Below are 15,962 nucleotides of genomic sequence, written 5' to 3'. Positions count from 1 at the left end.
CGGGTAAAATTTATCATAGTTTCATAGTTACACAAAGGAATGATGAAAACGATCAATTATTTAAGGAGGTAATTCCGTGATGAAAAATAAGCTAACTGGTGTGTTAGCCACTGCATTAGCGGTAACTATGATTCTACCAACAGGAGCGAAAGCATTTTCTGAAAGTAAGACTACTGTTGTAACTGGTGAAGAAGTAGCTAGTCAGGAACTGAAGAAGAGTGCAGCAGAGAAAGCGGAGCTACTTACGAAGTCCCATGGGGCAGCTAGCGTGCAGTATGCACTAATTGATAATGGAAAACTTATTTTGTCTGGTCAGGCTGGCAAGAACGATATGGAAGGGGAAAAGCCGCTAACCAAAGATACTTTATACGGGATTGGTTCAGTTAGTAAAATGTATGCAACAGCGGCTGTAATGAAATTGGTCGATGAAGGAAAAGTCGATTTGGATGCTCCTGTTGTCCGCTATGTTCCTGATTTTAAGATGAAGGACGGTCGATACAAACGTATAACACCGCGTATGTTATTGAATCACTCCTCTGGATTGCAAGGTTCTACGTTAGGTAATGCATTTTTATTTAACGATAATGATACCTATGCCCATGATACCTTGTTACAGCAATTGTCAAATCAAAACTTGAAGGCGGACCCTGGTGCTTTCTCAGTATACTGTAACGATGGTTTTACGCTGGCCGAAATTTTGGTGGAAAGAGTTAGTGGTATGAGCTTTACTGAATTTCTACATCAAAACTTTACAGGGCCTTTAAAAATGAATCATACGAAAACGCCACAGGACAAATGGAGGGATGAAAATCGGGCTGGACTATATTACTCGGCGTACCAAGGGCAACTTCCAATTGAATCGGTGAATGTTATTGGTACGGGAGGCATATCTTCCACGGCAGAAGATATGGTGCGATTCTCACAACTATTTATGGGACAGGGAAAAGGAATCCTCTCTGATAAGGTAGTTAAGGCAATGGAGCAAGAGGAATATAAAAAAGGAATGTGGCCGGGGGCTGGCGAGAATATTTTTAACTATGGTCTTGGCTGGGATAGTGTGAAACTATACCCATTCAGTGAATATGGGATCAAAGCTTTGGCTAAGGGCGGCGATACGGCATTGCAACATGCTATATTAGTCGTGCTTCCGGAACAGAAAATAGCAGCGGCTGTATTGACATCTGGTGGACGGAGCTCTACAAATCAGCTAATGGCAACTGAATTGCTGCTCGCTACGCTTAAAGAAAAAGGTACTATTAAGGAAATCAAGCCGAACAAATCCTTTGGTAAGCCGGTCAAAGTCAAAATGCCTCAAGGCGTAGCAAAGAAAGCAGGATTTTATGGCAATAGCGAAACTCATTTCAAAATTGAAATTACGAAGAACGGTGAACTATTCTTACCATCTAATCCAGAAGAAAAATATGTATATACTGCTGATGGAAGCTTTATTAATGAGGGGGGTACTTCCAAGCTCAACTTCGTAACCGAGAAGAATGGAAGAACTTATTTGAAGGAGAGCGCATATAAATCTTATCCAGGTTTAGGGCAAAGTGTGATGACCCACTATTTAGCTGAGAAACTAGAAGACAACGTGCTTTCGAAGAAAACCGCTGCTGCATGGGCAAAGAGGGAAGGTGTCAAGTTTTATCGTGTAAACGAGAAATTTAGTTCTATTCAATATCTTGTTCAGTCGAAACATCTTAGTACTCAAATTACTCGCAAGGAAGGCCCAGCAGGCTATTGGGATGGCAGAAAAATTACAGGTCCGAACACCGCGGTGCATCAGATCCAAGTACCCGTGATGAATGGTCGTGATACGACGGAAACACACTTCTATACAGAAGGCGGCAATGAATATATCGAGATGGCTGGATTGTTATACGTAAGTGAATCTAATGTAAAACCAATTGATGTAGGCCAATCATCCAAAGTTACGCTGGGAGCAAATGGACATGCGAAATGGTTTACAATTCCACAAGCGGCAACAGACAAAAGGATGACCGTGACGCTGCCATCAAATGGTTCATTTGCGGTGTATGATGAGAAGGGAGTTTGCGTCAACTTCACCATTGTGAGTGGCAATAACAAGGTGGAACTTCCGAAGAACGGAACAATCGTATTCGCTGGGGCACCGAAATCGGAATTTGCAATCTCGGTGAACTAGCTATAATTTAAGATGATCTTAAACAAAACCAGTACGGTACAGAAAAGATGTATTACTGGTTTTGTTTGTATTTATGCATTCTCAATGAAAAAGCTTGAATAATATCACGCTCAAGCACTATAAAAACATCAAAACTAGAAAATTAGTATCTCTAGAAGATGTACAGTTTTTTTGGAGTTGAATAATTTTAACAGCGTAGAGAGATTAAATTTCTACTCTTTTTCTTCAATTCATATAATGTGTATGTACATACACATTATATTTTTATTCCATAAATTTTAAAATTTTGTTCACGATAGTTTGATATTGTAAAAAAAGAAAATATGTGGCACGACATCACTTTGTTTTTATACAGCTTTGTAATTAAACTATAATATTGTATTTTTTCTTCATTATTGAAATTAGTAATAATAAAATGTATTATTGAAAAGCACAATTTATAATTCAAGTAATCAAGCATATGTACCCATAATAATTTGAACATTCAGAAATTATAATATTGTCTAAAAACGAGGTGAGATTCATAGAAACAGTACATATTAAGTGGTATGGCATGTATAGTATAAATGACTTTTATAATAGGGAAGAAGCTTCTAAGAAGGGGATATTTGCAATCTCTAGAGTATATGCTAAGAATGTAACATTGCTCTATATAGGACAAACTAAAAGAAGCTTTATACAAAAGATAAGAGAACTTAATAAAGAGTGGGCTTTTGATGAGAGCGAATTAAAGATTACATTAGGAATAATAGAATTTCCTAGTGGTGAACTTTACTCTGAAAAGAAGGTAAAAGAGATAAAATCTCTTTTGATTTTACGACATACCCCATTAGAAAACGAAACATCTTTATTATACTATAGAGGGAAATTTAATTTTAAAATTATTAATAAGGGAAGAAGAGGTTTAATTGTTAAAAAGCTTTCTACAGGAGATCTAATGTGGACGTAATTGGAATCACCTTTGAATAAAATTGAAGGTTTCTTAAGTGCAGAAGCTTATCAATTTTTAATGTATTAAACTATTTTGAATAACATATGTCAGATACTTGAAAAAACACAAATTTTATTATGATATGAAATCCTGTATGGAAAGTGTAGTTTATTTCTATTGTTTAATAAAAATATTAAGAATTTTAGGGATAATACATAAAGAGTAGAGGAGAAAGTAAACACGGAGGTTTGAAGAATGGGACAAGTAAGCAGATTTCAAGAAAAACAACAGAATCGTCGTCAAAAGGCAATTTTTAATATTGCATTTACTTTGGTATTAGTGACAGTTGGTATAGTGACATACCAATTGTTTACCCCTTCTAATACATCAACGAAAGCAATTGCTCAAGAAAAGAAAGTAACAAAGATAGAAGAGAAGAAAACTGAAGATAAAGAAACAGCAAAGATAGAAGAGAAGAAAACTGAAGATAAAGAAGCAACAAAGTTAGAAGAGAAGAAAACTAAAGATAAAGAAATAGCAAAGATAGAAGAAAAGAAAAGCGAAGATAAAGAAGCAGCACAGTTAGAAGGGAAACAAAAAGTAGAAAAATCGGTAAAAACGAACGGAACTGAAAATAAAGAGGAAGAAAAAACGGTATCTCAAGAAAAGGATCCTCAAACTAATCCTTCATGGAAGCCAATTGGTACAGAGCAAGGAGCAAAACCTGATATGAAATTTAAAGAAGGAACAGTAGATTGGAGTGAGATGAAAAAAGCAATCTCTTATGCTGTTGATGTTCCAGAGAGCCAATTGATTTTCGATTTTATTGGAAATAATGGTAATAATAAAGCCTACGGTAATGTACGAGATAAACAAAGTAATAAAAAATATAAGGTTAATATTGATTGGGTAGAGAATCAAGGGTGGAAACCAGCATCTGTACAAGTGGTAAAATAAATAATAGAAATGTAATTATGTGCTTAAAAGTTTACTCTTGTAAAAACTCATAAAAGAGTTTGTTTCAATCAGGACTCTTTTGTTATGTTGACAGCATTAATTACTCAGACTCAATTGTGAGATCCTGATGCAGACAAAGTTTGAAGTTTATTAAAATCTACCTAATTTAGTGCTTCGAAAGGTTCAAAATTGCATTTTTAAAGCATTAAATAATTAATGGTACCTTTTGAAATATTTTTGGTCTCATTTTATTAGAAACAATTCCGTCTATATAACTAAAAAATGTATTATGATATCTATTGAACATATGAATAGGATAACAATTACCTGCTGTTAGCAAGTTGCAGTTTATCTAATAAAAAGATCACTTGTTTCTAAGACAAGTAATCTTTTTATATACATTTCCTTTACTATTTTTAAAATTGAATAGATATTTCAATCTGTGTAATTACAATAGACTTGATTAAAATTAAAACTGCAACAAGGATAATACCGTCCATATTTGTAGTAAGAAATATATATATAATATCTTAATGCAAGGTTGGCCTATGTTCTATGAAGATACTAAAGAATTATAGGAAACATTGAGAAACGGGAATTATTTTTATTACAATATTTATGCATCTTTAGGCCTAAATAGCTGGGTATTAGCTAAGAAACTTGAGATATTAGACTCCTATTAAGTTAAAAATGACCTTAAGTGTACTTCCCATAAAGAAAATTGTGTAAATAAGCTGTCCATATGGGCAGCTTATTGTATTTTTTGGCTTAGCTTGTTTTTTTCGAAGTGCTGGCGGTTCCTCTACAAGTATTCTTGCATTTAAATTATTTTTAATATATTATATTTATATGGTTATATAGAGATTGATGTATACAAAAAAGACTCAAATCTATTAATAAGATTTAAGTCCTTTTCAAAGATAAAAAGATTGTACCGAAATGGAATACAACTTATACTTTTCTTTTTAATATGTATCTAGTAAAAAGACATTTTTTATCAATAAAATTGTATTTTCAATATAAACGGAAGTTTATTTATATTCAATGATAGGAAATAGTGGGTCTAGAACATAGAGGAACAAAGAACCATACAGAGAAATTTGAAGAACCTGAAAGCTATTGTATGTAGTTTGTTCATCTCAAGTACAATAAAAGAGTCTTACCTCTGTAGGCAAGACTCCACTAGTATCGTTGTATAATATTTACATATCAACTAAAAAACAAAAACCATATAACACCAAGTAGCAGAATCCTAATATTCCTCCTACAGCTAATACTTGTTTAAACCAACTTTTAAATTTTATATTACTGTAAATATATTGAACTTTTTCCATATTTACTCCTATTAAGGAGAACCCTTAAAGACTCTCACTTCGTTATGGTACCATTAAAGAATGGCTAATAGAGGTCAAATATTGTCAAAACGTATAAATATGCAATATTGCATACAGAAATGTATTGTTACAAATGTAAGCGTTTACTATAATGAAGGTATAAAGTTTAATCACATCCCAGTATTAACAAAAGAGGAGGAAATAATATGGAAATCGCAATGGCAGTTTTAAAATTTATAGGTGGAGCAATCCCATTAGTTCAAGAGCTTCTAAAAGCATTTATGTAAATTCACTATTTAGCAATTATTTATAAAAATTATCATTCGTATGAGTAAAGCCCCTTTAACAATATTAGGGGGCTTTTTAAATTTCTAAATATTTAAGGTTACGTCACATTAACATCAAGTTAAAAGTAAATTTTAAGAATAAATCTATAGAGGATATTTTATAGTGAATCAAGATCCTTTTACAAAGTTGTAGGCATTAAACTCCTACGGCTTTTATTATACTTTATTGAAGTAAAAAGTCTCTTCAGAAAATCTAAAAGGACCTTTTTAGATTTTTAAATACATGACCTACTGATAACTGGGGAGTGTAGAGAATATATATTTGATTTTTAAACAAATATGACAAATTACATGTGTAAGTTAGGTCGATCTTTATCGTAGATTAAAGGGACTTGAATAAAGTTCTTTTTTATTTGTAATCAAATCCCAGAGTGGCCCCTAACCTAATACCGGGAATCGTCTCCTATCCTCTTATACGCTAAGATATTTTTGGAAGTAAAAACCCAAACTTAGACCCCGAATTTGCTTTAACGTGAGGAGAGTCTAATGTCGACTGTCAGAAACGTGCGACAAAAGCCTTAAAAGAATTATTAAACACCTATCGAGGACAGAAAATAGTATTAGGCACTCATAGAGCTGTAATGACTTTGATGATGGGGTATTATGACAGTAAGTATGATTTGAATTTTTTACTACAGACATCAAAACCAGATATATATAGAATGGAATTCAATGGGTAGGAATTGGTGGAAGTTAAAAGATTGTGGGAAATCTCATAGATTGACTTTATTCATCCGTAGCTTCCCAAAATGACGTGTATTATAAGAAAAAGGGTTACTACGGTAACCCTTTTTCTTATGGCACTGACGGGGATTGAGTTCAACAATCTAAAAAATTCGGTTTCTTAGCGTACAAAATTTACGTTTTGTTCGTGCTATTCTGAGGTGAAAAGGGAGGGTATGTTTTTTGGGCAGAATATCTTTAAAGTTATTTTTTAAATCAATCCTATTTCTTTATGTAGTATGGTTATTTATTCCATATTTCAGATTGTTTTTGTCTGGATTGTTTCGACAGAATTAGGGAGGGATGATTTAGTTGGATTTTCTGACAATAATTTTAGTGAACTAAGAGTCTTCTAAGTTATAAAAAGATAATAAATCTAAAAATTTATTTCTTTTTTGTTTTAAATCAATTTTATATTTATGAAATATAAAATTGATTTAATTTAATAAATATGGGATATTATAAAAGTTGTTTTTAAGTATCTGTATAATATCAATTTATTGAGGTGTTAAAAATTTATGTTTTACGCGTTTATTCCAATCATGTTACTCGTTCTTTTTCTAGGTTTTTATTTAACTGATCCTAGAAGGATAATAAACGGTTTTTTATTTAACCTGTTTATAATTTCAATAATTATTGCAAGTGCGTATTTCTCTATGATTACAGGAAATCAGTTTTTACTGTTCATCGCTTTAATACCTGCTGTGATTGTTCTCTTTATGTTAAGTTTCGGCTTAGTTGCCTTAATATTGGGGCTGTTTCTAAATGCTAAGATTCTTATGAGCAAAGAAAGTCGACGTTTTGCAAATAGTTTAACTTTCGTTTTAGGTATATTTCTTTCGTTCTTTTTAGTAATTTCTTTAGTTGAACCAATTAACTTCTTCCCCGAAGCGATTCGAACACTTTACTGGGGAGCAGTTCTCATTTCTTTATATTTATTTATAGATTTATCTAATTTCCTAACGGCCTATTTCCTATACCAGTTCAATAGACCAAAATACAACCAGGATTTTATCATTGTTCTTGGTAGTGGTTTAATTAATGATAAGGTTCCGCCACTTTTAGCTAGCAGAATTAATAGAGCTATTGAATTTTATAAGAAACAAGAAGCAGTTTCCTCACCACCTAAGATTATTTTCTCTGGTGGACAAGGATCAGATGAAAATATTTCTGAAGCGAAAGCTATGCAGGAGTATGCTGTGAATAATGGGATTCCTCTAGAGAATACAATAAAAGAGGACCGTTCTACTACAACATACCAAAATATGCTTTTTTCAAAGAGAATTATGGAATCATTAAAAGGAACACAGTATAACTGCATTTTTTCTACAAACAACTTCCATGTGTTTCGCGCAGGATTATACGCTAAAATAGTAGGATTAAATAGCCAAGGAATTGGCTCAAAAACAGCCTTCTATTATTGGCCAAATGCGATGATTCGAGAGTATATTGCAATCTTCGTTATGAATCGTGTACGTCACAGTATTGTAATAGCAATTATTATGGGATTCTCTATCATAGCAACCGGAGTAAATTATTTATTTTTTTAAGGATGTTGTATAACTTATATTTTGGGAGTTATCTTAGGAAAGGAGTCACCTTAGGGTGACTCCTCTTTTTTGTGTTTATATGGGTTGGTTTATTTAAATGTTAGACTACAATGCAAGTGATTGTTATGATGTTGATTAAAAAGGCAGCTGTTGTAGTCGTCTTTTTATTATCTTACAAAAGTGTAATCTTCATGTCATGTTCTTGAATTTCTTCTCAAATAAAAAGGGGTTATGATAACAGCATAATAAAAAACACATGAGGTGAATGACGTGAAAAGATATATTACACTTTTTAGTATTCTAGTTGTATTTGCTACAATGTTAGTTGGTTGCGATGTGAATCGTATGGGAAAAGATGAATACTATGTTCAAATTACAACTGATGCGAAAATAAAGTCAGGGGTATCTAAAGAAGGAAATAAATACACAGAGTATAATTATTAATTACAAGGATTTGACAAAACTGGTAATGAAAAAACAGTGAAATTTAATGGATTTAAAGAGCTTCGTAAAGAAGCATTCTTACGCGTGTTCCACTCCGATAAAAAAGGTGTAACTGCTTGGGAAGAGGTGAAGAAAGACGAGCTTCCTGGGAAGGTGAAAGAAAAATTAGACGTGAAATAAATGATTTATAATGGCGAACCCACATATTCGAAGGGTTCGCTGTTTTTTTGTGGGGTAATTTTGCCCAAATCCCCGAAAAGGGAGAATAAGCTAAATTAAGTAGGTATACCACCATATCGCCATAAAGACGTTATTCTTACGGTAGAATTATAGGAAAGGATGACGTTTTTTTATGTCTAATTCTGTATCTGACGACTTACAATTATTTGCACAGGGGATTAAGAGTCTTTTATCACCAAATACCTTACAGAATCTAGCTAGAGATGTTGGATTTGGGGTACCGCCACATCGCCATCAACCTAAGATTTTGAATTATCCCCAAAACGAAAATTTCATTCTTTCATAGTTGTCCATAGAAGTTCAGTTCGTTTTTTTCGTTTATGGGAAGAATGTATTTTTTAACTTGATAGCACTGTGACGATTCCCCTAAGAGACCTAAAAAAACTATGTAAAGAAGGTTTTCCAAAAGATTAAGCATAGCGCTACTCTTTTTGGAAAACCCTAATCGATAAATTCGTGTTATTATTCTTGATATTGCTGTTGAACCGCCTCTGGTAGTTCCTCAAAGATTATTCTTTTAAAAATGTTAATAATACTTCATTAAATTCTTTTGCAGGAGTTGCGTTTAATCCATGAGGACAACCTGTATTAGAGCAAGTTTACTATCAGGAATGGAATCATATGTGCGTTTCCACTTAACTCAAAAGGTACAGTTGCATCAGAGTCACCGTGAATTATAAGATTTAATATAAATATAAAATTTACCAATATATATATAAACCAGTATTATAGTTTGATACTAATTTATTTGATTCTTTTATTTATGTGCTTGTTAATTTAGCATAGATGATAAAAAATAAGGTTAATTGTCCTATTATCACAATATTCGGCACTACTATAATTAAATTAATAACAAAAAAGACTGCTAAAATTCCTAAAAACAAGCACAAATGATAAATGTTCAAGCGGTGTTGTTCAAACCTGTATTGATGAAAAACAATTGTAGTTGACAGGAAATAGAGCAATACAGAACCAAAAACAAAATATAAGATAAAAGAATAATAGACCTCATGTAAAAATAATAATCTAATGGATGCTGCAACCATACTCAAAGACATTAAAATAAATAGATGACCGTAAATAATAATTTGACCAGAAGTTTGTCTAGACTTGTCGAGTTTCTTCTCCATGTTATCGAAATATTGCCACCACATCGAAATAATGAGGATAAATGAAATGATCGCAAAGCTTATTGAATCCCAATTTCCTTGTTTAGGTTGAATGACCACAAGAGTGCTTACAAGAGCTTCCCCAAAGAGAATAATGGAAAATAGACCAAATCTCTCTAACAAGTGGGCTGTATTTGTAGGAACCTTTTCTAAACACTTCCTTCCAAGCAGTGGGGCAATAATATCGATAAGAATCCCAAAATATAACACAGCATATCGAATCCAAGAATCAAAAAAGACGGATAATAATGAAATAACGATTCCAATCCAAAAATATCTTCCTAAAAAGAGTGCTGCTTTTTTTCGAGCTCCCTCTTCTATACGCTGGACAACAAGATATTGAATTGCAGTCACGACCCTTAAGCCAATATAGCCAATTAAAAAAGAAAGATAATAAGGATCAAAATCAGCTGATAAGCTTGATGTCATTATTAGGACAAAAAACATTTGCAGGATCAAAAAAATTCTTTGATGAAATAAATCTTTTCCAAACCGGTTAACAAAGATGGTTTGCCCTACCCAAGCCCACCAAATCGGAATAAAAATTAAGACAAATTTTACTAAATACTCTGCATGGATTTGACCATCTTCAACATGAAGTAAAACATGAGTCGCAGCCGTCACTGCCGCCACAAATAACAAATCATAAAAGAGTTCTAACCACGTCACTTTCTTTTCTTCCATTTCTGCACTCCCTCCTTATAGTTAATAGTATGCTAAAAATATATAGTAATTGGAAGAGAAAATAATATAGACATAAACCATTTCTCCTCATTATTGTATTCAACATAATCCCCTGGAACGTCAGTGTTACATTTTATATAGTTGGCTACCCTTAAAATTTCAATATTAAAATACAATACTTTTAGGCCGTTTAGTTTTTCTCCTATGTTATCCGCTACGATTCTATCTCCACCATATAGGGGGCACCCTATATTCCCATCAACTTAAGAAATTTTAATACCTTTAAGTACAAAAAAACGTTATCATTTCTAAACAGGATAGATTAGAAATGATAACGTATGGATGATACTAGCTTATATTAGTCTTTCTGGTGCTGTGATGGTATATCATACTAATTAATAAAATGAAAGAATGTAGCAATAATAATTCTAGAATTTTTTATCATAAAGATGTAGCAACTATAGAACGCTTAGTAACAGCTATGAACAAGAAGAACGTAAAGCTAGAACAGGCTATAAATCGAGCAATGTCAAGTGTTGAAGAAAATGAGATAACAACTTTTGCTACAGATAGTGTAGCGGATACAGAACACGAACTTCATCACATGAGGGTCATCCGAAATCGGTACTTGAGTTAATCGTCAGCTGAGGTCTTTGGAATTGAACTGACGGGTAACTTTAACAAAATAAGGAGTACAATTAAACAGCCTAAAATATGCAAGTTTTTATGCGAAACTGCTTGAGTATTTTGGCTGTTTTTGCATTCGTAAAAGTGCTATAAATAAACAGCATTTTTAAATTACCAAATACCCCCATGAGATTAATGGGACTTATATTCCACCTCTTTAACAGGATTATATTAAGAAGTGGAAATAGTATAAGTACCCAAAAAACTATATTCATCAGTTTCTACTCCTTATGTGGATCATAAAGTTATTATCCCGTTTATTGTGGGCTGACTAAAGTTTCACTCTATCTCTCCGTCTCAAAAAACTCAATCCACTCCCCATCAGGGCCAGCGAAGAATATGTAACGTGTTCCATCTGGTAATGTTTCGATTTCATCTCCTAGTAAAAAGGTTACTGCGTGTTTCTTTAGTCTTTCGATTTCATCCTCTAATGAATCCACTTTAAAGCAAATGTGATGTACTTTTCCTTCTGCCGGAAGGGAAGAGTTGTAGCCTTCAATTAATTCGAGTATCGTTTCTTTCGATTCTTCCACACCTAAAAAAGCGAGTTTTAAGTCTGGGTTTGGGTGCCCCATGCGTTTAAGGAGCTGTAAGCCGACTACTTCTTCATAAAATGAGATAGATGCTTCTAAGTTTGCAACCATAAGTCCTACGTGTTCAATTCTTCTAACTGGCATGTAGATTCCTTCTTTCTGAAAATTATATACAACATATTATTGAAAATTAAGAAAATAAGCAAGATAAAAACCTTACAAATTTTAGCGTGTTGTATGGTATAGTGAGAAAGTATGTTTGGGGAGAAGGAAGGAGATTATACGATGAATACAAATACTCAAACTCCTTCATTATCAGAAACGATGAAAGAGTGGCATTATGCATTAGCATATGAAATTAAACATTGGAAAACGATAGGTGGTAGTAAAATTTCTATCATGAACGGTCGTTTTTTATATACAGATTATGAGAATACAGTGTATGTATTTCAGCTTATTTCGGAAGTAAGCTTACCTGAAGGATCACCAATTCGAATTGAGTTCGATGGTGAGGAAGCGACAGGAGAAGTATTATCTGTACATGGATTAGAAATAGAATTGAAATTAAATGATTATATACAAGGTGAAATAAGAGAAGCGGTTTTATACAGTGAACCGTGGCAACTTTTAGAGCAACTGCAAGAGCGATTGAAAGAAGCACGTAAAGACAAGCTAAAACGTAATCGTATAAAGCGTCTTGTTGATGGGACGAGCAGTCCGAAACATATTGAGAAGATGAAAAATCCGAAAAATGAACTGGCATATCGCGCGTTTTACAATCCGACAACGTACGTATGGGGACCACCTGGAACAGGGAAGTCTTACAATTTATCACGTATTATTTCGGCTCATTATCAAAAAGGAAAATCGGTACTTGTGTTAGCTCATAGTAACGCGGCAGTAGACGTATTAATGAGTGAAGTAACGAAGCAAATTGAAAAGAAAAAGAAATGGACGCCTGGCGAAATTGTTCGTTACGGTTATAGTCAGCATGAACATATACGAAATCATGAAACGTTACTTGCATCTAAGTTAGTTGAAACGACGAACGGATCATGGGGTGAGGAAAGACTCTACTTAGAAGAGACACGCCAAGATCTTCGTGAAAAAATCTTATCGTATAAAGCAACATCTGCTGATAAGAAGCGTATACAAGAGATTGAAAGTGATCTTCGAAAGCAAAAGGCTAAAATTAAAGAAGTAGAAAAAGAATATATTGAAAATGCGAAAGTAATCGGCGCAACTTTATCGAAATGTGCCATTGATGCGCTAATTTATGAGCGTACATTTGATTTAGTTGTCGTAGATGAGGTGAGTATGGCGTTCGTTCCGCAAATTGCATTAGCTGCTTCACTTGGGAAACGTATCGTCGTTTGCGGTGACTTTTTACAGTTACCTCCAATTGCGATGGCAAATCATGAACTTGTTCGCAAATGGCTTGGGGAAGATATGTTTTACCACGCTGGGATTGTTGAGTCTGTTAATAAATCAGAAGCACACCCAAACCTATTTATGTTGCAGGAACAAAGACGTATGCATGCGGATATATCGAAGTTTACGAATTCGTTTATTTATAAAAATAGAGTATACGATCATCCGTCTGTTTCAGAGCGTAAAGAACTTGCGCAATTGCAACCGTTCGCAAATGAAGCGAGTGTTTTATTTGATACGAGCCAAATGGGAGCTTTTTCGTTAAAAGATGCTGCTTCTGGTTCACGTTTTAACATTATGTCTGGTTTAGTAGCGATGCAAATGATGTTAATCGGATTGTTAGACGGTATTCAATCAATTGGTGTTGTGACACCTTACAGGGCGCAGTCACGCTTTTTATCGACGTGTATTAGAGAAATGTTGCAGAGAACGAAATATCAACACATACCAGTTTTAGCGGCTACAGTTCATAAGTTCCAAGGTTCTGAAAGAGATATGATGATCTTTGATACGGTTGACAGTTATCCACAAGAACGACCTGGCGTACTATTCTTTGACCATAAAAACCATCGCCTCGTCAATGTAGCAGTGACAAGAGCGAGAGGGAAGTTCATTCAATTATCAGATTGCCATTATATGCGTAAAAATCTTTCTAGAAAACAAGCGTTATCGCAATTAACAGCTCATATAGAACGTCATGGAGATGTGTGTGATCGCACGACATCAAGACAATTGTGGGAACGGAAAATTTCGAAACGTTTACGCTGGTTTATGGAAATGAATCTTGAAGAGCCGAAAGGGCTATTAAAAGATATTTTAGCCGCAAAACGAAAAATTATTATTTCACTTCCAAGTACAAAACAAGTAGATAAACGAGTATGGCAAGCGTTCATGCGTACAAATGCACAAATAATAGTTTATAGTGATGGACCAGTTCCACTGAAAAATGTAAAGTTACAAAGACAAAATAAAGCATTCCCGTTTATCGTAATTGATGATGAAATCTTCTGGGCAGGCGCACCGCTCACATCTCAAATGATATTTGAAGGTAGCACGGAATTTCCGTACGTATGTGCAAGACTGCAAGCACCAGAAACAATTGGTGTATTAAAAGGATTTTTAGATATTCGGTAAATTCGGATAGGAATTCCTTGACTTTTACTTGGAATGAACTTAGAATAAAAAATAATTTAATATAATTTTATGAAAATTCTTATCACGAGAGGTGGAGGGACTGGCCCTATGATACCTCGGCAGCGGATTCGTTATGAATACTGTGCCAATTCCAGCAAGGTAACTTGAAAGATAAGAAAGAAGCTCATTTTGACTGTATATACAGAAGCCTCTTTCTATCTTTTAGAAAGAGGCTTTTTTACGTGAAAATAAAAGGAGGAAGAACAATGGGAGCGACAGGAGTAACGTCACAAAGAAAAACAATTGAAGAGAGTATCGAAAGAAATAAGGAAAAGTACATAGAAACAAGTCATGATATTCATGCGAATCCAGAGATTGGTAACCAAGAGTTTTATGCATCTAGAACGTTAAGTTTATTGCTAGGCAGTGCAGGATTTCAGTTGCAGCACAATATAGCTGGACATGAAACGGGATTTATCGCGCGAAAAAGCTCTGGAAAACAAGGACCAGCAATCGCATTTTTAGCGGAGTACGACGCTTTACCAGGACTAGGCCATGCGTGTGGTCACAATTTAATCGGCACAATTAGTGTTGCAGCAGCAATTGCATTATCAGAAACGCTTGAAGAAATTGGCGGGGAAGTTGTTGTGTTTGGTACGCCAGCAGAAGAAGGCGGGCCAAATGGTAGCGCGAAATCAAGTTATGTAAAGGCAGGTTTATTTAAAGACATTGATGCGGCGCTTATGATTCATCCGAGCGGAAAAACAGCGACAACGAGTCCTTCACTAGCAGTCGATCCACTCGATTTTCATTTTTACGGAAAAACAGCTCATGCCGCAGCTTCACCTGAAGAAGGGATTAACGCATTAGATGCGGTTATCCAGCTGTACAACAGTATAAACGCACTTCGCCAACAACTTCCGTCAGACGTGAGAATTCATGGCGTCATTACAGAAGGCGGAAAAGCACCTAACATTATTCCTGACTATGCCGCGGCTAGGTTCTTCATCCGTGCAGCAACGAGAAAAAGATGCGCGGAAGTAACAGAAAAAGTAAGAAACATTGCTGAGGGAGCAGCGTTAGCAACAGGTGCAAAAGTAAAAATCCATCAATTCCAAAATGAAATCGATGAATTACTCGTAACAAAAACATATAACGATATTGTAGCGGAAGAACTAGAACTATTAGGTGAAGATGTAAATCGTAAAGAAAGAGTAGGGATCGGTTCAACCGACGCAGGAAACGTAAGTCAAGTTGTACCGACCATTCACCCGTACATTAAAATCGGACCAGATGATTTAATTGCACATACGAATGAATTTAGAGAAGCAGCACGTTCAGAACTTGGAGATAAAGCATTAATTACATCGGCAAAAGCATTAGCAAATACGGCTTATCGATTAATTACGGAAGAAGGGTTGTTAGAGAAGGTCAAGGAGGAGTTTAGAGAGGCGCAGAGGAATCAAGGGTAAGGGGATTAAGGTGCTTTTTTCGAATAGCAATCTAATTAATAAGTAGAGATATAAAAAAGAACATTGAAAATCAATGTTCTTTTTTTGGTTACTAATCATTGATTCTGTTGGATTTTCTCATAAAGGAAAAGCTTGTACTGTTAGCGGAGGATAATACGTATC

At 34.4% G+C, this 15,962-nt stretch carries 8 protein-coding genes, 5 pseudogenes and 1 riboswitch; of the genes and pseudogenes, 10 read left to right on the top strand and 3 right to left on the bottom strand.

All coding sequences use genetic code 11. The features are described 5' to 3' along the window. Positions 1–79: 79 nt before the first annotated feature. From BC_RS15935 to BC_RS15910, 7 genes and pseudogenes are all read left to right on the top strand, one after another. Positions 80–2,164, top strand: coding sequence for a serine hydrolase domain-containing protein (locus BC_RS15935; RefSeq protein ID WP_000791781.1), 2,085 nt, complete (start codon positions 80–82; stop codon positions 2,162–2,164). Positions 2,165–2,678: 514 nt separating this feature from the next. Further along, a complete protein-coding gene (locus tag BC_RS15930; protein ID WP_002164503.1) occupies positions 2,679–3,113 on the top strand; it encodes a hypothetical protein in 435 nt (144 codons plus the stop codon). A 237-nt stretch (positions 3,114–3,350) separates the two neighbouring features. Then, positions 3,351–4,052, top strand: a complete 702-nt coding sequence (locus BC_RS15925) for a YrrS family protein (protein ID WP_000532026.1) — start codon at positions 3,351–3,353, stop codon at positions 4,050–4,052. A gap of 1,433 nt (positions 4,053–5,485) precedes the next feature. Further along, positions 5,486–5,673: pseudogene (locus tag BC_RS28340) on the top strand (hypothetical protein). Positions 5,674–6,170: 497 nt separating this feature from the next. Next, positions 6,171–6,413 (top strand): annotated as a pseudogene (locus BC_RS15920) (histidine phosphatase family protein); the annotation flags it as partial. 561 nt (positions 6,414–6,974) lie between these two features. Next, a complete protein-coding gene (locus BC_RS15915; protein WP_000498961.1) occupies positions 6,975–8,006 on the top strand; it encodes a YdcF family protein in 1,032 nt (343 codons plus the stop codon). 270 nt (positions 8,007–8,276) lie between these two features. Continuing rightward, positions 8,277–8,630, top strand: a pseudogene (locus BC_RS15910) (YxeA family protein). A gap of 569 nt (positions 8,631–9,199) precedes the next feature. Here BC_RS15910 and BC_RS15905 read toward each other — a convergent pair. Beyond that, positions 9,200–9,380: pseudogene (locus tag BC_RS15905) on the bottom strand (alpha/beta fold hydrolase); the annotation flags it as partial. Between the two features lie 71 nt (positions 9,381–9,451). After that, complete coding sequence (locus tag BC_RS15900) at positions 9,452–10,543, bottom strand: low temperature requirement protein A (protein WP_000391547.1); 1,092 nt, start codon at positions 10,541–10,543, stop codon at positions 9,452–9,454. Between the two features lie 409 nt (positions 10,544–10,952). On the opposite strand from BC_RS15900, the pseudogene BC_RS15895 reads away from it, so the two are divergent. Beyond that, positions 10,953–11,135 (top strand): annotated as a pseudogene (locus tag BC_RS15895) (hypothetical protein); the annotation flags it as partial. 379 nt (positions 11,136–11,514) lie between these two features. Here BC_RS15895 and BC_RS15890 read toward each other — a convergent pair. Further along, positions 11,515–11,907, bottom strand: a complete 393-nt coding sequence (locus tag BC_RS15890) for a VOC family protein (RefSeq protein ID WP_001145269.1) — start codon at positions 11,905–11,907, stop codon at positions 11,515–11,517. A 111-nt stretch (positions 11,908–12,018) separates the two neighbouring features. Between BC_RS15890 and BC_RS15885 the strand changes: the two genes are divergently transcribed. Further along, positions 12,019–14,328, top strand: coding sequence for an AAA domain-containing protein (locus BC_RS15885; protein ID WP_002195651.1), 2,310 nt, complete (start codon positions 12,019–12,021; stop codon positions 14,326–14,328). Between the two features lie 76 nt (positions 14,329–14,404). Next, positions 14,405–14,506: riboswitch (SAM riboswitch) on the top strand. Between the two features lie 88 nt (positions 14,507–14,594). Continuing rightward, a complete protein-coding gene (locus BC_RS15880) occupies positions 14,595–15,800 on the top strand; it encodes a M20 family metallopeptidase (protein ID WP_000501370.1) in 1,206 nt (401 codons plus the stop codon). Positions 15,801–15,962: the final 162 nt, after the last annotated feature.

It is taken from the genome of Bacillus cereus ATCC 14579 (assembly GCF_000007825.1).
Taxonomy (GTDB): Bacteria; Bacillota; Bacilli; order Bacillales; family Bacillaceae_G; genus Bacillus_A; species Bacillus_A cereus.
Note: the sequence above shows the minus strand (reverse complement) of the source record. Positions and strands in the feature narration are given on the sequence as shown.